Annotated in this window: 19 protein-coding genes; 9 read left to right on the plus strand and 10 right to left on the minus strand. The window is 64.3% G+C overall.

Annotation, left to right across the window (positions count from 1 at the left end; all coding sequences use genetic code 11):
* Positions 1-221: 221 nt before the first annotated feature.
* Entirely contained in the window at positions 222-824 is a 603-nt protein-coding gene (locus AKN83_RS01135) for a PepSY domain-containing protein (protein WP_244521858.1), read from the plus strand.
* Positions 825-1,074: 250 nt separating this feature from the next.
* On the plus strand, positions 1,075-2,112 hold the full coding sequence (locus AKN83_RS01140) for an aspartate-semialdehyde dehydrogenase (protein WP_050400489.1): 1,038 nt from the start codon (positions 1,075-1,077) through the stop codon (positions 2,110-2,112).
* A gap of 51 nt (positions 2,113-2,163) precedes the next feature.
* On the opposite strand, the gene queA is transcribed toward AKN83_RS01140, so the two are convergent.
* The 5 genes from queA to coaD all read right to left on the minus strand — a co-directional run bounded on the left by queA (position 2,164) and on the right by coaD (position 5,301).
* A complete protein-coding gene (gene queA, locus AKN83_RS01145; protein ID WP_050400490.1) occupies positions 2,164-3,240 on the minus strand; it encodes a tRNA preQ1(34) S-adenosylmethionine ribosyltransferase-isomerase QueA in 1,077 nt (358 codons plus the stop codon).
* A 65-nt stretch (positions 3,241-3,305) separates the two neighbouring features.
* Entirely contained in the window at positions 3,306-3,770 is a 465-nt protein-coding gene (locus AKN83_RS01150; RefSeq protein WP_016846097.1) for a peptidylprolyl isomerase, read from the minus strand.
* Complete coding sequence (locus AKN83_RS01155; RefSeq protein WP_050400491.1) at positions 3,746-4,186, minus strand: hypothetical protein; 441 nt, start codon at positions 4,184-4,186, stop codon at positions 3,746-3,748. Before AKN83_RS01155 ends, AKN83_RS01150 begins: the two co-directional genes overlap by 25 nt.
* Before the next feature lie 6 nt (positions 4,187-4,192).
* Positions 4,193-4,756 carry a peptidylprolyl isomerase gene (locus AKN83_RS01160; protein WP_050400492.1) on the minus strand — a complete coding sequence of 188 codons (564 nt, stop codon included), beginning with the start codon at positions 4,754-4,756 and terminating at the stop codon, positions 4,193-4,195.
* Between the two features lie 47 nt (positions 4,757-4,803).
* The gene (coaD, locus tag AKN83_RS01165; RefSeq protein ID WP_050400493.1) at positions 4,804-5,301 is read right to left on the minus strand and encodes a pantetheine-phosphate adenylyltransferase; all 498 of its coding nucleotides are present in this window, start codon (positions 5,299-5,301) and stop codon (positions 4,804-4,806) included.
* 267 nt (positions 5,302-5,568) lie between these two features.
* Between coaD and AKN83_RS01170 the strand changes: the two genes are divergently transcribed.
* The gene (locus AKN83_RS01170; protein WP_050400626.1) at positions 5,569-5,826 is read left to right on the plus strand and encodes a hypothetical protein; all 258 of its coding nucleotides are present in this window, start codon (positions 5,569-5,571) and stop codon (positions 5,824-5,826) included.
* Between the two features lie 328 nt (positions 5,827-6,154).
* A complete protein-coding gene (locus tag AKN83_RS01175; protein ID WP_050400627.1) occupies positions 6,155-8,053 on the plus strand; it encodes a potassium transporter Kup in 1,899 nt (632 codons plus the stop codon).
* A gap of 120 nt (positions 8,054-8,173) precedes the next feature.
* Here AKN83_RS01175 and gyrA read toward each other — a convergent pair whose 3' ends face one another.
* From gyrA to AKN83_RS01190, 3 genes are all read right to left on the minus strand, one after another.
* Entirely contained in the window at positions 8,174-10,900 is a 2,727-nt protein-coding gene (gene gyrA, locus AKN83_RS01180) for a DNA gyrase subunit A (RefSeq protein ID WP_050400494.1), read from the minus strand.
* A gap of 212 nt (positions 10,901-11,112) precedes the next feature.
* Positions 11,113-11,511: a DUF2306 domain-containing protein gene (locus AKN83_RS01185; protein ID WP_050400628.1), complete on the minus strand. Its 399-nt coding sequence runs from the start codon at positions 11,509-11,511 to the stop codon at positions 11,113-11,115.
* 256 nt (positions 11,512-11,767) lie between these two features.
* Positions 11,768-12,259: a single-stranded DNA-binding protein gene (locus tag AKN83_RS01190; RefSeq protein WP_021081257.1), complete on the minus strand. Its 492-nt coding sequence runs from the start codon at positions 12,257-12,259 to the stop codon at positions 11,768-11,770.
* Between the two features lie 449 nt (positions 12,260-12,708).
* On the opposite strand from AKN83_RS01190, the gene AKN83_RS01195 reads away from it, so the two are divergent.
* The 5 genes from AKN83_RS01195 to uvrA all read left to right on the plus strand — a co-directional run bounded on the left by AKN83_RS01195 (position 12,709) and on the right by uvrA (position 18,702).
* A complete protein-coding gene (locus tag AKN83_RS01195; RefSeq protein ID WP_063695226.1) occupies positions 12,709-13,452 on the plus strand; it encodes an outer membrane protein in 744 nt (247 codons plus the stop codon).
* The gene (locus AKN83_RS01200) at positions 13,422-13,691 is read left to right on the plus strand and encodes a hypothetical protein (RefSeq protein WP_157113157.1); all 270 of its coding nucleotides are present in this window, start codon (positions 13,422-13,424) and stop codon (positions 13,689-13,691) included. The genes AKN83_RS01195 and AKN83_RS01200 overlap by 31 nt, the downstream gene beginning before the upstream one ends.
* A gap of 122 nt (positions 13,692-13,813) precedes the next feature.
* Positions 13,814-14,572, plus strand: a complete 759-nt coding sequence (locus AKN83_RS01205; RefSeq protein ID WP_050400629.1) for an outer membrane protein — start codon at positions 13,814-13,816, stop codon at positions 14,570-14,572.
* A 297-nt stretch (positions 14,573-14,869) separates the two neighbouring features.
* Positions 14,870-15,469 carry an outer membrane protein gene (locus AKN83_RS01210; RefSeq protein ID WP_430641482.1) on the plus strand — a complete coding sequence of 200 codons (600 nt, stop codon included), beginning with the start codon at positions 14,870-14,872 and terminating at the stop codon, positions 15,467-15,469.
* Positions 15,470-15,714: 245 nt separating this feature from the next.
* Positions 15,715-18,702: an excinuclease ABC subunit UvrA gene (gene uvrA, locus AKN83_RS01215; protein ID WP_050400495.1), complete on the plus strand. Its 2,988-nt coding sequence runs from the start codon at positions 15,715-15,717 to the stop codon at positions 18,700-18,702.
* A gap of 146 nt (positions 18,703-18,848) precedes the next feature.
* Here the strand turns inward: uvrA and AKN83_RS01220 are convergent, their stop codons facing one another.
* Both AKN83_RS01220 and AKN83_RS01225 read right to left on the minus strand, forming a co-directional pair.
* A complete protein-coding gene (locus tag AKN83_RS01220; protein ID WP_050400496.1) occupies positions 18,849-19,217 on the minus strand; it encodes a VOC family protein in 369 nt (122 codons plus the stop codon).
* A gap of 129 nt (positions 19,218-19,346) precedes the next feature.
* Positions 19,347-19,679, minus strand: a complete 333-nt coding sequence (locus AKN83_RS01225) for a PRC-barrel domain-containing protein (protein ID WP_050400497.1) — start codon at positions 19,677-19,679, stop codon at positions 19,347-19,349.
* Positions 19,680-19,717: the final 38 nt, after the last annotated feature.

Here is a 19,717-nt window from a genome sequence, read left to right on the forward strand (position 1 = left end):
GAGACGCCGAACCTAAATCAGCCCCCCTAGGGTTTTGCGTCGCCTTGTAACTTCGACCGTCATGACGGAGCTGCCGCCATCGCTCCGCCTGAACGTTCGGCGGCCGACCTTTGACTAATATAAGGTCGGCCGCACCTTTCTCGGCCCGCCCCGTCGCTCGGCGAACGCGGGCCATGCGCGTGCAGATGTTCAATGCAGGTTCGACGATGAGGACAGGACGATTGCGCGCACCTAGGCATTGGGCATTGGGAACGTGGCTGCTTGCAGCCGCGCTGCCGGCCCTGCCCTTGGCATCCCCGGCTCATGCGATCACGAGTTCGGCTGCCGCCGCGCTCACCCCGCTAGACAGCGACAGCGCGCTCGACGCGCATGCGGTTCGCCGCGAGCTCGACAGCTTCCAGTCCGCCCAGGTCTCGCTGCGCAAGGCGATGGCGATTGCAGAGGCGCTGCACGCAGGCTCGATCACCGCCGATATCAGCTTCGACGGCGCGTCGGACCCCGCGGTCTATCGGGTCAAGACCATGCAGCAGAACCGCATCTGGCAGCATGCGATCGATGCCTCGACGGGCCAAGTGGTCGGCGGCGAGCCGCCTTCGCCGCTGGCCTCCCTCGGTGCTGAAGACCGCGACAACCTCGTCGTGCTCAGGGCGCTCCGGCATCGGCTCGCCGATGCGGTGCGTGTCGCCGAGCACACGACCTCGGGCAAGGCGATCAGCGGCGGCTTGATGCGCGAACGCGGCAAGCTCAATTTCGTCATCGTGGTGCTGACGGGCAGCGACCTGAAAGAGGTGATCCTCGAGCCGCCCGGCGTCCGCAAGCGCTGAGGGCGTCTCAGGGCTTGCCTGGTTCTCCCTCGCCAAGTTTTCGCCCAAAAGCCGTTGACGGACGCCGATCTCTGCCGCATAAGTTCGCACCATGATCACCGCGACCAAACGCACCACCAAAACCACCAAGCCCTCTGGGGCCTCGGGAGGCGTGCGCGCGTAGTCGGTCGTACAGCATCGTCTCTACCCGAAGCCCCGCCTGATGAAAGGTCCGGGGCTTTTTTGTTGCCTGCGTCATGCTCAAACTCGAATGGAGGACAAAGTGAGTAACGATCCCGTCGTCGCGATTGTCGGCGTCACCGGCGCAGTCGGCGCCGAATTCATCGCCACCATGGACAAGCGCGGCTTTCGTGTCGGCAAGCTGAAGGCGCTGGCGAGCGCCCGCTCGGCCGGCAAGACCGTCAGCTTCCGCGGCAAGCCGGTCGTGATCGAGGAACTGACCGAGCGCGCCTTCGAGGGCGTCGACATCGCGCTGTTCTCGGCCGGCGGCGGCATCTCCAGGAAGTTCGCACCCGTTGCCGTGAAGTCCGGCGCCGTCGTGGTCGACAATTCGTCGGCGTTCCGGATGGATCCGAACGTGCCGCTGGTGATCCCCGAGATCAACGCCAACCGCATCCGCGACCACAAGGGCATCATCGCCAACCCGAACTGCGCCGCCATCACCGCGCTGGTGCCGCTGTGGCCGATCCACCAGAAGAACCGCATCAAGCGCGTGATCATCTCGACCTACCAGGCCGCGAGCGGCGCGGGAGCTGCCGCGATGGAGGAGCTCGTCGAATCCACCCGCGCCAATCTCAACGGACAGGTCTACACCCCGAAGGTGATGCCGCACCCCTACGCCTTCAACCTGTTCAACCACAACACGGCTGTCGATCCGGAGACCGGCTACAACGACGAAGAGACCAAGGTCATCAAGGAGACCCACAAGATATTCGAGGACGAGAAGATCGCGGTCGGCGTCACCTGCGTGCGGGTGCCGGTGCTGCGCGCGCATTGCGAGGCGATCACCTTCGAATGCGAGAAGCCGATCACCGAGGACCAGGTACGCGCGATCATGGCGCAGGCGCCGGGCGTCAAGATCGTCGACGATCGTGCCAAGAACTACTTCCCGATGCCGATCGATGCGTCCGGCCAGGACGATGTGCTGGTGGGCCGCATCCGCAAGGATCTCAGCGACCCCAGCGGGCACTCGATCTCGATGTTCGTCGCGGCCGATCAGTTGCTCAAGGGTGCCGCGCTGAACGCGGTGCAGATCGCCGAGCTGCTGCCCGAACGCGCGATGGCGTGAGAAAGATGGACTGCGCAGTTCGTAGGGTGGGTTAGCGAAGCGTGACCCACCCTACGCCTTTGGCCGGAACAGCAAACACGCATCGCCATACGAATAGAACCGATAGCCGTCGCTGATCGCGTGCGCGTAGGCACGCTGCATCGTCTCGAGGCCGGAGAAGGCCGAGACCAGCATGAACAGCGTCGAACGCGGCAGATGGAAGTTCGTCAGCAGGATATCGACCGCGCGGAAGCGATAGCCCGGCGTGATGAAAATCGAGGTTTCCGCCGCAAACGGCTGAATGGTGCCGTCGGCATCGGCAGCACTCTCCAGCAGCCGCAGCGACGTGGTGCCGATCGCGACGATCCGGCCGCCCTTTGCGCGCGCTGTGTTCAAGGCAGCAGCGGTCTCGGCGGTGATGCAGCCCCATTCGGCATGCATCCTGTGCTCGGAGGTCTCGTCCACCTTGACCGGCAAGAACGTTCCTGCCCCGACATGCAGCGTCAGGCGATGCAACGCGACGCCGCGGCTCTTCAGCGTGGCTTCCAGCGCCGGCGTGAAATGCAGCCCGGCCGTCGGTGCAGCGACCGCGCCCTCATTGGCGGCAAACATGGTCTGGTAGTCGCTGACGTCCTTCTCGTCGGGCGTGCGCTTGGAGGCGATGTAGGGCGGCAGCGGCGTGGCGCCGACATCGGCGATGGCCTGGTCGAGCACCGGACCATGGAACGAGAACGACAGCGTCACCTCGCCCTCCTGCCCCTTCGCCTCGACCTCCGCATCGAGATTGCCGAGCAGGCAGACCTTGCCCTCATTGCCGAAGCGGATGGTGTCGCCGGGCGCAAGCTTCTTCGCCGGCTTCACCAGCGCCTGCCAGCGCGAGCCGTCGAGCCGCTTGATCAGCGTTGCCTCGATCTTCGGCTCGGTCTCGCGCCCGATCCGGCGGCCCTTGAGCTGGGCGGCGATCACCTTGGTGTCGTTGACCACGATCTGATCGCCCGCCTCCAGCCAATGCGGCAGGTCGGCGATGGTGGCGTCGCGCAGCACACCGTCCGGATGCACCACCAGCATCCGCGCGGAATCGCGCGGGCTCGCGGGGCGAAGCGCGATGCTTTCGGGCGGCAGCTCGAAGTCGAAGAGATCGGTGCGCATGGTTCAATGCTGTCATTCCGGGTTCGTCGCTTCACGACGCCCCGGAATGACGATGGTTCAAAAAATCAGGCCGCGTCGGCGGCCATGCGCGCCTTGACGATCTTGTCCGGATCCTTCACCGGCTCGCCGCGCTTGATCTTGTCGACGTTCTCCATGCCCTCGGTGACCTTGCCCCAGACCGTGTACTGGCCGTTGAGGAACGAGGCGTCGTCGAAGCAGATGAAGAACTGGCTGTCGCCGGAATCCGGATTGGCGGCGCGGGCCATCGAGGCGGTGCCGCGGACATGCGGCTCCTTGTTGAACTCGGCCTTCAGCTTCTTGCCGGAGCCGCCCATGCCGGTGCCCTGCGGGCAGCCGGTCTGCGCCATGAAGCCGTCGATCACGCGGTGGAACACGATGCCGTCATAGAAGCCTTCCCGCACCAGCTCCTTGATCCGCGCGACGTGGCCGGGAGCGAGATCCGGGCGCATCTCGATCGTGACCGGGCCCTGGGTGGTTTCAAGGATCAGAGTATTTTCGGTAGCAGCCATGCTCGCTTCTCCTGGCTTCGGGGTGGATATTTCTTGTTCCGGAACGGGATCGCGAATGGACGGCCCGCAACCGCGCCGCCCAGGCTCTCGGTAAATGGCATCGGCGTGCAGCGTTGCAACGCCTCCATCACCGCGACCCGGTACGCGATCCGGTCGTCGTCGGTCGCCTCCTGCGATTCGTAGCTGATCCTGGGATGCCCAAGGATCGCGCCTTCACGGTTGAAGCTGACGATGACGGTAATGTCGATCGGAGCGGCCTTGTCCGCCGGTGGCGGCCGCCAGCAGCGATGGATGGCCAGAACAACGTCCCGGATCGTATTGAGTTGCTCCGGCTCGGCCGCCGCAGGTCCGGTCAGCGCGAGCCACAGCACCAGCGGCGCGGCGAACCAGGCAAATGGCTTGCTGCGCGCTGCCATCGCCGGTCACTTGATGTCGGATGCGACCTGCACCTTCACCATCTTGTCGGGATCGGTGACGGCGCCGCCGGGCGAGCCGGCCGACGCCTTCTTCAGCTTGTCGACCACGTCCATGCCCGACACCACCTCGCCGACCACGGTGTACTGGCCGTTGAGGCTCGATCCGTCGGCGAACATGATGAAGAACTGCGAATTGGCGCTGTCGACAGAGTCGCCACGCCGGGCCATGCCGACGATGCCGCGCTTGAACGGGACCTGCGAGAATTCCTGCTTCAGGTTCGGATATTTCGAGCCGCCGGTGCCGTTGAAGTTCTGGCCGTCGCCGGTCTGCGCCATGAAGCCGTCCATCACGCGATGGAACGGCACGTTGTTGTAAAAGCCCTCGCGCGCCAGCTGCTTGATGCGCTCGGCGTGCTGGGGCGCAATGTCGGTGCGCAGCTTGATGACGATGCGGCCCTTGGTGGTGTCGATCACGATCGCATTGGCCTTGTCGAGATTGGCAGGCAGCGGCTGCGCGACCGCGGGCACGGCAAAGAGCAGCGCGGCAACGAATGCAAGAATGCGGATCATGGAAACTCCGGATCTCTGGACGTTCTGGGTGTAGCAGGCCGCCGGCGTCAGCCGGCGAACTTGGCCTTCAGGCTAGCGGCGACTGATGACGGCACGAATGCAGAGAAGTCACCGCCCATCTGGGCGATTTGGCGCACCAGTGTGGCGGTGATCGGGCGGACCGCGACCGACGCCGGAACGAACACGGTATGCACCTCGGGCGCCATCGCCTCGTTCATGCCGGCCAGCTGCATCTCGTAGTCGAGATCGGTGCCGTCGCGCAGGCCGCGAATCATCAGCGTGGCCTTGGCCGCGCGCGCCGCCGCGACCGTGAGGTTGTCATAGGTCGCGCTCTCGAAGGCGCAGCCCGCGTTCTGGGCGATGGGACCGAACACCTCGTGGACCATGGCCAGCCGCTCCTCGGTGGAGAACAGCGGCTTCTTGCCGGGATGGACGCCGATGGCGACGATCAGGCGGTCACAGAGAAAGACAGCCTGTCTCACCACGTCCAGATGGCCGTTGGTGACGGGATCGAAGGAGCCGGGGTAGATCGCGATACGGGACATCGTCCCTCCTAACCCGCCCCGCTCGCCCCGGCAAGCCGCCCGGGTTCCACCCTTCGAACGAAATAAATCTCTCCTCGTCCAGTGAACGAGTTCTGGGATGCCAGCGTCTATGTGGGTGAATGTTTCGTCGGCCACTGGCGGATGAAACAAGACCGGCCCGCGATGAAACCATTTTCCACGCTGGCGAAGACGCCAGGAAACGGGCGGCCGGTAGACGTTAAACAACGAAACGACGGGCCCCGGGGGCCCGATCATATGGGGACCGTCATGATCAAGGCATTTTCCGCCATCGCCGTTGCCGCGTTCATTGCCGCCGCGCTCACCGTTCTGCCGGGCTTTGCGCCGCAGGTCGAAGCTTCCACCCCGCAGCCGCTGGCCAAGAGCGATCGCCTCGACATCCATCCGGTCGGCAAGGATTGCTCCCAGCAGGCATGGCCGAACTTCCAGGCCTCCTGCCTGCGCAGCGCCGGCAACAAGACCGCGGTTCGCGAAGCCCGCCTCGTCACCGCCGACCGCACCCCGTAGGTGATTTGAGGACATTCGGCTCTGGTCCAAGCCTGGCACGGGTCCAGGCGCAGACGGCCAATCCCGACAAGCTGCATGGGCGTTGCCAAATATCGAAAACAACCCCATGCAAAGTAGCTGCCCATCGCAGCAACGCGAAGCGATCGCCTTGACGCTCCGCCGCGATCGAACCGGAAACCGGCCCGTCAGTTCGGTGTAAGCTCGATCCGTCACACAAAACCCAATGGCAATTTGCGACGTCCCGTCGCAGACTATCGTCTAACGTGCCCGACCGGATGACCCGGCGGGCGCAAGCCACCAGGGGATTGCCGTGACCAGTACGCCCGCGATCGTTTCTTCCGGCCATCCTCCGAGCAGCCCGATTCCGGTGGCCGTCACGCTCGGAGCCCTCGGCGTCGTCTATGGCGACATCGGCACCAGCCCGCTCTACGCCTTGAAGGAAGCCGCCAAGGCCGCCGCCCATGGCGGGCCGCTCAGCCAAACTGCGGTGCTGGGCACGGTCTCGCTTATCCTGTGGGCGCTGATCCTCATCATTTCAGTCAAATACGCGATGCTGATCCTGCGCGCGGACAACCGCGGTGAAGGCGGCATCGTCGCCCTGCTGGCGCTGCTCTCGGCACGCAACGCGGCACCCGGCACCTGGCGTGCCCATCTTCTGGTCGTCGGCCTCATCGGCGCAGCCCTGCTCTATGGCGACGGCGCGATCACGCCGGCCATTTCCGTGCTTTCGGCGATCGAAGGCCTCAAGGTCGACGCGCCTTCGCTAACGCCGGCTGTGGTGCCGCTCACCGTCGTGATCCTGATCGGCCTGTTCTTCATGCAAAAGCAGGGCACGGGCTTCATCGGCAAAATATTCGGCCCGGTGATGCTGTTCTGGTTCGCCGTGCTGGCAGCGCTCGGCATTCACGGCATCGTCAAGGCGCCCGGCGTGCTGGTTGCACTGAGCCCGTTCTATGCGTTCGATTTCCTGATCCATCAGGATTTTCACGTCAGCTTCGCCATCCTCGGCGCTGCGTTCCTCGCCGTCACCGGCGGTGAGGCCATGTATGCCGACATGGGGCATTTCGGCCGCTTTCCGATCCGGCTCGCCTGGTTCGCGATCTGCCTGCCCGCGCTGGTGCTGAACTATTTCGGCCAGGCGGGCGAGCTGATCAACAATCCAAGCTCGATCGACAACCCTTTCTTCCAGCTCGCTCCCGACTGGGCGCATTACCCGCTCGTCCTGCTCGCGACCGTTGCCACCGTGATCGCCTCGCAGGCCATCATCTCGGGCGTGTTCTCGCTGACCCAGCAGTCGATCCAGCTCGGCTTCCTGCCGCGGATGCATATCCAGCACACCACGAGCGATGCGATCGGACAGATCTACGTGCCGCTGGTGAACTGGTTGCTCGCGGCCGCGACGCTCGGGGCTGTGCTGGCGTTCGGCACTTCGGATGCACTCGCCGGCGCTTACGGCATCGCCGTGTCGCTGTTGATGGCGATCACCACGCTGCTCGCGGCGCTGGTCGCGATCCAGTGGGGCTATTCGCCGATCCTCGTGGTCGCGGTGAACGGCTTCTTCTTCATCATCGACGCGATCTTCTTTGCGGCGAACACCGAGAAACTGTTCGAAGGCGGCTGGTTCCCGCTGCTGCTTGCGGCCGCGGTGGCGTTCCTGATGCTGACCTGGCGCGGCGGCGTCAAGCTGGTCGAAAAGGCGCGCGCCAAGCTGCGCCAGCCGGAAGAGGACCTGATCGAGACCGCGGTCAACAAGTGCAGCGCGCGCCTGCCCGGCACCGCGGTGTTCCTCGCCTCGGCCCCCAATGGCGTGCCGCTGGCGCTCACCCAGTTCGTCAAGCACAATCACGTGCTGCATGAGCGCGTGCTGCTCGTCACCGTGCAGATCGAGGAGCGGCCGAGGATTCCCGACGAGGAACGCGCCGACGTTCACGAGATCAGCCCGGGCATCACCCGAATCATCCTGCACTACGGCTTCATGCAGTATCCGACGATCTACGAAGGGCTGCAGCTCGCCTGCCGGCAGGGCAAGCTGCCCGGCATCGATCTTTCAGACGTGACCTATTACATCGGCCGCGAGACCATCATCCCGCGCGAGGACGTTCCGGGCATGTGGGTGTGGCGGGAATCGCTGTTCGCCTTCCTGCAGCGCAACGCCGAGCGGTCGGCCGCGTTCTTCGGCGTGCCGAGCGGCCAAGTCGTGGAGTTCGGCACCGAGATCGAGATTTAGCCGTGCGGCCCGGATGAGCGAAGCGTAATCCGGGACGCTCAGCGACGCGTTGCCGGCCCCGGCTTTCGCTGCGCTGCATCTGGGCTTCCGGGTTACCTGGCTTGAGCCGTTACGGCGGCGCTAGCCGCCGTTGCCGTTCTCGCCGTTTTCCTCTTCCGGGATGTGCTCGACCGAGACCACGTGCTCGTCCTCGGCGGTGTCGAACACGATCACACCCTGGGTCGAGCGGCCGGCGACGCGGATGTCGGCCACCGGGCAGCGGATCAGCTGGCCCTTGTCGGTGACCAGCATGATCTGGTCGGCGTCCTCGACCGGGAACGAGGCCACCAGATTGCCGTTGCGGTTGTTGACGCTCATCGCGACGATGCCTTTGCCGCCGCGGCCGGTGGTGCGGTACTCGTAGGACGAGGTCCGCTTGCCGTAGCCGTTGACCGAGACGGTGAGCACCACCTGCTCGGCCGCCGACAGCTCGGCGTAACGCTCCTGCGACAGCTGGATCGCGTTCGTCGTCTCCTCGCCCTCGGCATCCGCCGGCTCTTCGCTTGCGGCCTCGCCGGCCACCGCACGGCGCATCTTCAGGTAGGCGGAGCGTTCGTCCGAGGTGGTCTCGACATGGCGCAGGATCGCCAGCGAGATCAGCTTGTCGGCTTCGGCGAGCGCAATGCCGCGGACGCCCATCGAGGTGCGGCCGGTGAAGACGCGCACGTCGGTGACCGGGAAGCGGATGCACTGCCCGCCGGCGGCGGTCAGCAGCACGTCGTCGCGCTCGGTGCAGATCTGCACGTCGACGATCGCCTCGCCTTCGCCGAGCTTCATGGCGATGATGCCGGAGCGACGGACGTCGACGAAATCGGACAGCTTGTTGCGGCGAACGGTGCCGCTGGTGGTCGCGAACATCACGTCGAGATTGCTCCAGGAGGATTCATCCTCCGGCAGCGGCATGATCGTGGTGATGCGCTCGCCCGGCTCCAGCGGCAGGATGTTGATCAGCGCCTTGCCGCGCGCGTTGGGAGCGGCCATCGGCAGCCGCCAGACCTTCTCCTTGTAGACCTGTCCGCGCGACGAGAAGAACAGCACCGGGGTGTGGGTCGAGGCCACGAACAGCCGCGAGACGAAATCCTCGTCGCGGGTCTGCATGCCGGCGCGGCCCTTGCCGCCGCGACGCTGCGCCCGGTAGGTCGACAGCGGCACGCGCTTGACGTAGCCCGCATGCGACACGGTGACGACCATGTCCTCGCGCTGGATCAGGTCCTCATCCTCGACCTCGCCCTCCTGCTCGATGATCACGGTCTTGCGCGCCGTCGCGAACTGCTGCTTGACCTCGGCAAGCTCGGTCTTGACGATGCCTTGCACGCGGGCACGCGAGCGCAGGATGTCGAGATAGTCGGCGATCTCGGCCGCGAGCTTGTCGAGTTCGTCGGAGATTTCGTCCCGCCCCAGTGCGGTCAGGCGCTGCAGCCGAAGATCGAGGATGGCCCTGGCCTGCTCCATCGACAGCCGAAGCGTGCCGTCTTCGTTGATGCGATGCCGCGGATCGTCGATCAGCGTGATCATGGCCTCGACGTCGCGTGCCGGCCAGTCGCGCGACATCAGCGCCTCGCGTGCGGTGTTCGGATCGGGCGAGGTTCGGATCACGCGGATGATCTCATCGATGTTGGCGACCGCGATCGCGAGGCCGACCAGGATATGGGCGCGATCACGGGCCTTGCCGAGCAGGAACTTGGTCCGCCGAGTCACCACCTGCTCGCGGAACGCGACGAAGATGGTGAGCAGGTCCTTCAGATTCATCGTCTGCGGACGGCCGGAATCCAGCGCCAGCATGTTGGCCGGGAAGTTCGTCTGCAGCGGCGTGAACCGGTAGAGCTGGTTCAGCACCACGTCGGGAACCGCTTCGCGCTTCAGCTCGATGACGACGCGATAGCCGTCACGGTCGGACTCGTCGCGCAGGTCCCCGATGCCCTCGATCTTCTTCTCTTTGACGAGATCGGCGATGCGCTCGACCATCGTCGCCTTGTTCACCTGATAGGGAATCTCGGTGATGATGATCGCTTCGCGATCCTTCCTGATGGTGTCGATCGTGACCTTGCCACGCATCACGATGGAGCCGCGGCCGAGATGGTAGGCGCTCCGAATGCCCTGGCGGCCCAGGATGACGCCGCCGGTCGGGAAGTCCGGACCCGGAATGATGTCGATCAATTCGTCGATCGTGAGCGCCGGATTGTCGATCAGCGCCACGCAGGCGTCGACGACCTCGCCGAGATTGTGCGGCGGGATATTGGTCGCCATGCCGACGGCGATGCCGCCGGCGCCATTGACGAGGAGGTTCGGGAACCGGGCCGGCAGAACCGACGGCTCCTTCTCGGAGTTGTCATAGTTCGGCTGGAAATCGACGGTCTCCATGTCGATGTCGGCCAGCACGGCGAGCGCCGCCTTGGTCAGCCGCGCCTCGGTATATCGATAGGCAGCCGGCGGATCGCCGTCGACCGAACCGAAATTGCCCTGGCCGTCGATCAGCGGCACGCGCAGCGAGAAATCCTGCGCCATGCGGACCATCGCGTCGTAAATCGACTGGTCGCCATGCGGGTGATATTTACCGATCACGTCGCCGACGACGCGCGCGGACTTGACGTACTTCTTGTCCGGCGTGTGTCCCTGCTCATGCATCGAATAGAGGATGCGCCGGTGCACCGGCTTGAGCCCGTCGCGCGCATCGGGCAGCGCACGCGACACGATCACGCTCATCGCGTAATCGAGGTAGGACTTCTTCATCTCGTCGAGAATGGAAACGGGACGAATATCTGAGGGCCCCGGCGGCTCGCCGGGCTTGTGGTCGTCGTTGTCGGACAAAGGGGAAATCCGGTCAGTTCTGCTGGGGAATCATATAGCCCATCGGAGGCCTGATAACCACCCTTGCGCGGCTCCGGAAAGCCGTTTTTCCCTTCGTTTTTTCATGCACTTACCGGCCGCATCACAGATTTGCGGCGCGCCCGCATTGCCCTGCGGTAGCGAGGTCGCAAAGACCTGGTGGAACCGGCCTTCGCACAGCCCTGATCCTCCGATCACTGGCCGAAAATCACCGCGTGCATGATCCGCCCGGGCACAAAGGTAAAGAGACCGGCAATGACCAGCGCGCCAAAGAAAATGCCGGTCATCGTGAACTTATGGCGGCGAACGTTGTGGCTCCGCGCGGCCGCGACGCCGAGCACCAGCATGATCAGCGAGAAGATCGAGAGCAGATGGATCGGGCTCCACGGGCCCACCAGCCGGATCTGATGGATCCAGAACGAGCTCCCGGCGACCACCAACATCAGGATCACCCAGATCCAGCCCAGCGTCCGGTGCGGCAGCGTGCCCTTCGGTGCGGCGAGCTGGATCGAGCCGAGCACGAAAGCGGCCATCGCGGCAAAGGCGTGGAGCGGGATCGCAGGCGCAGCGTCGAGCAATGGCGCGAGGCTTATGATGGCAGCCCTCGAATGAAGCTCGCGGCCAGACGTCGCTCGCCGCAGGCAAATGTAAATATCATTTACATCAGCTTGTGTCAAAGTCTAGGGAACCTGAGCTGATTGTCCCTAGATGCGCGAGATCCTGCAGTCGTTTATCGGAATACCCTCATAATCCACACAAGGAAGCTGCCACGGCAAATTGCAACGCCGCTCCGCGAAATGATCTTCACGGAACGGCATCCAATTGAACAGTGGGGAGCGCGCCCCGTCGTCAGAACGGGATGTCGTCGTCCATGTCGCTGTTGCGGCTGCCGCCGCCGGCGGCGACCGCACGGCGCGGCGCCGAGCTGACCGGACCGGACGAGCCGAAATCGCTGCCGCCATCATCGGAGAAGCTGCCGCCTCCACCGCCGCGCCCGTCGAGCATGGTGAGGTTGGAGTTGAAGCCCTGCAGCACGACCTCGGTCGAGTACTTCTCGACGCCACTCTGGTCGGTCCATTTGCGGGTCTGCAATTGACCCTCGATGTACACCTTGGCGCCCTTCTTCAGATACTGCTCGGCGACCTTGCAGAGGCCTTCGTTGAAGATCACCACGCGGTGCCACTCGGTCTTTTCCTTGCGCTCGCCGGTGCCCTTGTCGCGCCAGGTTTCCGAGGTCGCGATGGAAAGATTGGCGATCGGACGGCCGTCCTGCGTCCGCCGGATTTCCGGATCCTTGCCGAGGTTTCCAACCAGGATCACCTTGTTCACGCTTCCCGCCATCGCATCATCTCCGCTCAAAACCGGGCGCCGGACATCGGCCGCCACTCTCAACCTTCGCCACTTACCTTGCAGGCGTCGTGGAAGACCCTATACGACGGCGCCGGCTCGCTGCCGTTGCCGTTGCGCGGTTTATCCACGGATATCGAGATATAGCATCGCCGCCGGGATTGTTCCAGTTTTGTTCGCCACAACCAGCCGTAGAAGCGGCCGATACCGATCGAGCGGCAGCCGGTTTATATCCGGGCCGCCTGCTCCGCTCCATTAGAACGAAAAACAAGCCATAAATCAGTGCCTTGCAATGGCCACACTTCTTGCGCGAGTGTGGCTTTTGGGAGACGGCGTTTCCGGTTGAATCAGCGTATAGCTACCGTCCATCAGACGGGCGCTCGCGTCTGAAGTCGCGCTTCGGGACCTGTGGAAGCCGATTGGGAAGCTGGGGGGGGGTGATGATGAAGAAGTTTTTGCTCGGTACGGTTGCCCTGATTGCGTTCGCTGCGCCGGCCGCAGCTGCCGATCTCGCTGCGCGCCCCTACACCAAGGCGCCGCCGATGATTGCCGCCGTCTATGACTGGAGCGGCTTCTACATCGGCGCCAACGGCGGCTGGGGCTCGAGCCACAATTGCTGGGACCAGATCCCGGCCGGCGTCTTCATCGGTTCGGATGGTTGCCATGATGCGACCGGCGGCGTTGCCGGTGGCCAGATCGGCTATCGCTGGCAGGCTGGCACCTGGGTGTTCGGCCTCGAAGCGCAGGGCGACTGGGCTGACCTGAAGGGCAGCAACAACAGCGCGATCTTCCCGGGCCTGTTCACCAACCAGAGCAAGATCGACGCGTTCGGCCTGTTCACCGGCCAGATCGGCTACGCCGTCAACAACGTGCTGCTGTACGCCAAGGGTGGCGCGGCGCTGACCGACAACCGCTTCAGCACCTACTTCACGCCGACCGGCGTGCTTGCCGGCCGCGCCACCGACACCCGCTGGGGCGGCACCATCGGCGCCGGCATCGAAGTCGGCTTCGCGCCGAACTGGACCGCCGGTGTCGAATACGATCACCTGTTCATGCAGGACAAGACCTACAACCTCACCACGCCGACCGGCGCGCTGTTCAGCAGCATCCGCGATCGCCAGGACGTCGACCTCGTCACCGTCCGCGTGAACTACAAGTGGGGCGGCCCGGTGGTTGCGCGCTACTGATCGCGCCGCACGGATTTGATCCAGACGAAGGGCCGGCCTCGTGCCGGCCCTTTTGTTTGCGCGGTCGGCGAGCGGCCAACGAAGGCAACGAAGGCAACGAAGGCAACGAAGGCAACGAAGGCAACGAAGGCAACGAAGGCAACGAAGGCAACGAAGGCAACGAAGGCAACGAAGGCAACGAAGGCAACGAAGGCAACGAAGGCAACGAAGGCAACGAATCAAACGCGGCTAAACCTTAATAAATTGTAAAATATTAAGTGAATTCAATATGTTACATGTGTTGCAGGCGCGCCACGCTCGATTGCAACCTGTGCTGGTAGCCTTGTCCCGTCAATGATCGATTCGAAGTGGGATGGATTCCATGAAGCAGCTTTGGGTTGCCGCAGCCGGCCTCGCCGCGCTGAGTGTTTCGTCCGTATCGGCGGCTGACCTCGCCGCGCATGCCCCAACACCGGTGCCGGTCGTAGCGCCCGTGACCAGCTGGAACGGCTTCTATCTTGGCGCCCAAGGCGGCGGCGGCTGGGGCACCAGCAGCGAGACCTATCTTGGCGCACCGAACGACGCAGCGTTCATCGGCACCCAAACCTACAACACCAGCGGCGGCTTTGTCGGCGGCGTGATCGGCTACAATGTCCAGACCGGCCCCGTCGTGTTCGGTGTCGAGGGGGACTACCACTGGTCCGCCGTCACCGGCCGCTCCGGCGTGATCAATGTCGGACCGCCCAGCGTGCTCGACAGCTATTACACCGAGCTACGCAGTTTCGGCGACATCAAGGGCCGGCTCGGTTACGCCCACGGCGCCACGCTGTGGTTCGTCAACGGCGGCGCCGCGGTCGGCGACATCCTGCACCGCTACAATGCCGGGCTCGCGCCGCCCTCGGCCTCGGCCAGCGACACCCGCTGGGGCTGGACCGCCGGCGCCGGCGTCGAATACATGTTCGCCGCCAACTTGTCGGCCAAGCTCGAGTACAACTACGTCGATCTCGGCAAGGTCGCGCCGATCCAGTACACGCCTGCGATCAACGATCGCTCGGAGTGGAAGGACACCTTCCACACCGTCAAGCTCGGCATCAATTACCACTTCAACGCGCTAAGCCCGGTCGTATCGGCGAAATACTGAGGTACCGGCGGCGCGCGCCGCTTCTGCGCAGCGAACACAAGGGCCGGCCTTGCGCCGGCCTTTTCGTTGCGTGCAAGCGCGCGCATGGCTTGGGCCGTTTTCCGCGCATTGTGGTTTCACAGATACACAACTTCCAAGATTTCTATGTAGAAACACGTCAGGGCCACGCGACACTGCCGTGGCGCTCCCTTCAACGTTTGAAGGGGACAACAAGAAAATGGGACTGGGACTTTGAAAATCAGAAATGTTTTGCTGGCCTCGGCCGGCATGTTTGCCCTCAGCGCAATTGTACCGGCAATGGCCGCCGATATGGCGGCTCGCGCGCCTTACGTGAAGGCTCCGCCGCCGGCTGCGATCTATAACTGGACCGGCTTCTACATCGGCGGCTTCGGTGGCTATGCCAGCGAGGACTCCGGCAACCCGAAGATGGAAGGCGGCTTCGGCGGCGGCACCATCGGCTACAACTGGCAGGCCGGCAACATTGTGTACGGCCTGGAGGCCGACGGCGCCTGGGCTGACGTCAATGCGTCCGCGACCGCGTTCGGCATCACCGCGACGAGCAAGATCGACTCGCTGGGCACCGCGCGCGGCCGCATCGGCTTCGCCGTCGACAAGGTGCTGTTCTACGGCACCGGCGGCTATGCCTGGGCCGACAACAAGCTCACCGTCAGCGCTGGCGGCGTGAGCGTCTCGCAGAGCAACTTCCACTCCGGCTGGACGGTCGGCGCCGGCATCGAGGCGTTCATCGCGCCGCAGTGGTCGATCAAGGGCGAGTACCTGTATCGCAGCCTCGGCGGCGAGACCTACTTCGGCGTTCCGTCTGCCGACATCAACCTGCACACCGTGCAGTTCGGCGTGAACTATCACTTCGGCGGCCCGATCGTCGCCAAGTACTGAGCGAAACGGACCTCAGGGTCTCGGAAAGGCCGGCCTCGCGCCGGCCTTTTTACGTTTGGGAACCGGTTCCTGCTGACGGCTGCTGCCAACAGGCAAACTATCCGTTGATGGACGCGACTCAGCACTGGAAATTGTCGGCTGTTCTTCCTACGTTCCAGTCTTCTCACCCATCGGCGCAAGGTCCCGGCAGCACCGGCGATGCGCGCCCAAAAAAGGCGCCCGATCATGCGCCCGGAACTGTCGCTATGGATGAAGTGCTCAAGGCGAAGCGCCAACAGAACGCCGGCTCCTCATCGCGCGCCATCACGATCCGCGGCGCGCGCGAACACAATCTGAAGAACATCGACGTCGAGATTCCGCGCGACAAGCTGGTGGTGTTCACCGGCCTGTCCGGCTCCGGCAAGTCGTCGCTGGCATTCGACACCATCTATGCCGAGGGCCAGCGCCGCTACGTCGAGTCGTTGTCGGCCTATGCGCGGCAATTTTTGGAGATGATGCAGAAGCCGGATGTCGACCAGATCGACGGCCTGTCGCCGGCGATCTCGATCGAGCAGAAGACCACGTCGAAGAACCCGCGCTCCACCGTCGGCACCGTCACCGAGATCTACGACTACATGCGCCTGTTGTGGGCGCGCGTCGGCGTGCCTTATTCGCCGGCAACGGGGCTGCCGATCGAGAGCCAGATCGTCTCGCAGATGGTCGACCGCGTGCTGGCGCTCCCCGAGGGCACCCGCCTCTATCTGCTGGCGCCGGTCGTGCGCGGCCGCAAGGGCGAGTACAAGAAGGAGCTCGCCGAGTACCTCAAGAAGGGCTTTCAGCGCGTCAAGATCGACGGCACCTTCTACGAGTTGTCGGAGGCGCCCGCGCTCGACAAGAAATTCCCGCACGACATCGACGTCGTGGTCGACCGCATCGTGGTGCGCCCCGACCTCGCCCAGCGCCTCGCGGAAAGTTTCGAGACCGCGCTGAAGCTCGCCGAGGGCCTTGCGGTGATCGAATACGCCGACACCCCCGCGGTAGCCGGGCAGGACGAGAAGAAAGAGGACAAGAAGAAGACCGCGAAGATCCACGACAAGAGCGGACCCGAGCGTATCCTGTTCTCGGAGAAATTCGCCTGTCCGGTCTCCGGCTTCACCATCCCCGAGATCGAGCCGCGGCTGTTCTCGTTCAACAACCCCTATGGCGCGTGTCCAGCCTGCGGCGGCCTCGGCGTCGAGCAGCACATCGACGAGGACCTGGTCATCCCCGACAAGGAGCTGACGCTGCGCAAGGGCGCGATCGCGCCCTGGGCGAAGTCGTCCTCGCCCTATTACATCCAGACCCTGACCGCGCTCGGCAAGCACTACAAGTTCACGCTCGACACCAAATGGAAGGACCTGACCAAGAAGGTCCAGAACGCGCTGCTACACGGCTCCGGCGACGACGAGATCAAGTTCTCCTATGAGGACGGCGTCCGCTCCTACGACACCAAGAAGCCGTTCGAGGGCGTCGTCACCAACATCAACCGCCGCTACCGCGAGACCGAGAGCGAGTGGGCGCGCGAGGAGCTCGGCAAGTATTTCTCCGACGTGCCCTGCGAGGGCTGCCACGGCTACCGCCTGAAGCCGGAGGCGCTGTGCGTCAAGATCGGCGGCAAGCACATCGGCGAGATCTCGGAGCTCTCGGTCAAGCGCGCCGGCGAGTGGTTCGAGACGGTGCCGGAGGCGCTGAACGCACAGCAGAACGAGATCGCGACGCGGATCCTGAAGGAGATCCGCGAGCGCCTGACCTTCCTGCTCGACGTCGGCCTGAATTACCTGACGCTGTCGCGTTCCTCAGGCACGCTGTCCGGCGGCGAGAGCCAGCGCATCCGCCTGGCCTCCCAGATCGGCTCGGGCCTCACCGGCGTGCTCTACGTGCTGGACGAGCCGTCGATCGGCCTGCACCAGCGCGACAATGCCCGCCTGCTCGACACGCTGAAGCGGCTTCGCGACCTCGGCAATACCGTGGTCGTGGTCGAGCATGACGAGGACGCCATCCGGCTCGCCGATTATGTGCTCGACATCGGGCCCGGCGCCGGCATGCATGGCGGCCACATCGTCGCCGAGGGCACGCCCGACCAGATCATGCGCAACCCGAAATCGCTGACCGGCAGGTATCTCACCGGCGAGCTTTCGGTTCCGGTGCCGGACCGGCGGCCGCCGAACCACCGGCGCACCATCAAGGTCATCAACGCCCGCGGCAACAATCTGAAGAACGTCTCGGCCGAGATCCCGCTCGGCCTGTTCACCTGCGTCACCGGCGTCTCCGGCGGCGGCAAGTCGACCTTGCTGATCGACACGCTCTACAAGTCGATCGCGCGCAAGCTGAACAACGCCAGCGAGGGCGCCGCGCCGCACGACCGCATCGAGGGCCTCGAGCACATCGACAAGATCATCGACATCGACCAGTCGCCGATCGGCCGCACCCCGCGTTCGAATCCGGCGACCTATACCGGCGCCTTCACGCCGATCCGCGAATGGTTCGCCGGCCTGCCCGAGGCCAAGGCGCGCGGCTACGAGCCCGGGCGCTTCTCCTTCAACGTCAAGGGAGGCCGCTGCGAGGCGTGCCAGGGCGACGGCGTCATCAAGATCGAGATGCACTTCCTGCCCGACGTCTACGTCACCTGCGACACCTGCAAGGGCAAGCGCTACAACCGCGAGACCTTGGAGGTGCTGTTCAAGGGCAAGAGCATCGCCGACGTGCTCGACATGACGGTCGAGGAAGCCGCCGAGTTCTTCAAGGCGGTGCCGCGCGTGCGCGAGACCTTCCAGACCCTGCACCGCGTCGGCCTCGACTACATCCATGTCGGCCAGCAGGCCACCACGCTGTCCGGCGGCGAAGCCCAGCGCGTCAAGCTCGCCAAGGAGCTGTCGAAGCGCGCCACCGGCCGCACGCTCTACATCCTGGACGAGCCGACCACCGGCCTGCACTTCCACGACGTCGCAAAACTGCTCGAGGTGCTGCACGAGCTAGTCGCCCAGGGCAACACGGTGGTGGTGATCGAACACAATCTCGAAGTCATCAAGACCGCCGACTGGGTGATCGATCTCGGCCCCGAAGGCGGCGACGGCGGCGGCGAAATCGTCGCCTGGGGCCCGCCGGAAGACATCGTCAAGGCGCCGAGGAGCTACACCGGCAAGTTCCTGGCGCCGGTGCTGAAGAAGGCGAACAGCAAGCCAAGGAAGAGCTCGGCGAGCGAGGCGGCGGAGTAGGCGCACCACGCGCAGGCGATTGCGCTGCTTGCGGGCCTTTTGCGGGTGAGCGCGTACGATGGGTAGAGCGAAGCGAAACCCATCGACTTATCTCTCGGCCCGAATGACTGGTATCGCTTCGCTGCACTCATCCTACGGACTGCGAGTCAGCTCCCACGGTAGGTGGCGATCTGCCAGACGTTTGCCGAGGCATCCCGGACCATCGCACGTCGGTCGCCATAAGGCGTATTCGCAGGGGCCTCGATCGTTTCAGCGCCCGCCGCAATCGCCCGCCGGTAGGTCTCGTCTGCATTCTCGACGTAGACATAGAGAAAGGCCGGCATCGCCTCGCGGACGCCTCCGCCGTCGCTGATCAGGATGATCGAGTCCCCGATCCGAATTTCCGTTGGCGCGCCAGGCCGGACTTCGCCTTCCGCGCCGAAAACGTCTCTCAGAAATCCGGCCAGGCCGGTCAGGTCGCGCGTGACAATTCTCGGGATGACGGAAGGCCTGCCGGCCGGCTTGAATTGGGTCATGTATGCCTGTCGTAGACTAAGCGAGTGGCCCGGATGGACGAAGCGATATCCGGAACTTCCAACCAAACAGTTGGCGGCTCCCGCATGTCGCTTCATTCATGCGGGCTCCAGTTCCCCTCACCTGCTCTGCTACACCGCCCAATAATTCGGGTGCGTGTAGGCGTGCGAGCGGTCGCCCCAGTCGAATTCGTCGCCGTCGAACTCGGATGGGCCGGTGCGCAGATCGTCCAGCGTCACTTCGGCCTCGAAGGCCTGGCGCGCGGGATCGAATTTCAAGGCTGTCCACTTCACCGGATAATGGTGGTGGCTGCTGAGCACGCCGCCGGTCTTGATCACGGCGTAGGCCACCGTGCCGCTCACCTTGTCGAGCATCAGCCGCTCGATCGATCCGAGCTTTGAGCCATCGCGCCCGAACACGCAGACATGCTCGACGCGGTCGCTGGGCACCAAGGTATGATGCATGGCATCCTCCCTGTTTTCCCTTGTTTAGCAGACATTAT

Source organism: Bradyrhizobium embrapense (assembly GCF_001189235.2).
GTDB classification, from domain to species: domain Bacteria; phylum Pseudomonadota; class Alphaproteobacteria; order Rhizobiales; family Xanthobacteraceae; genus Bradyrhizobium; species Bradyrhizobium embrapense.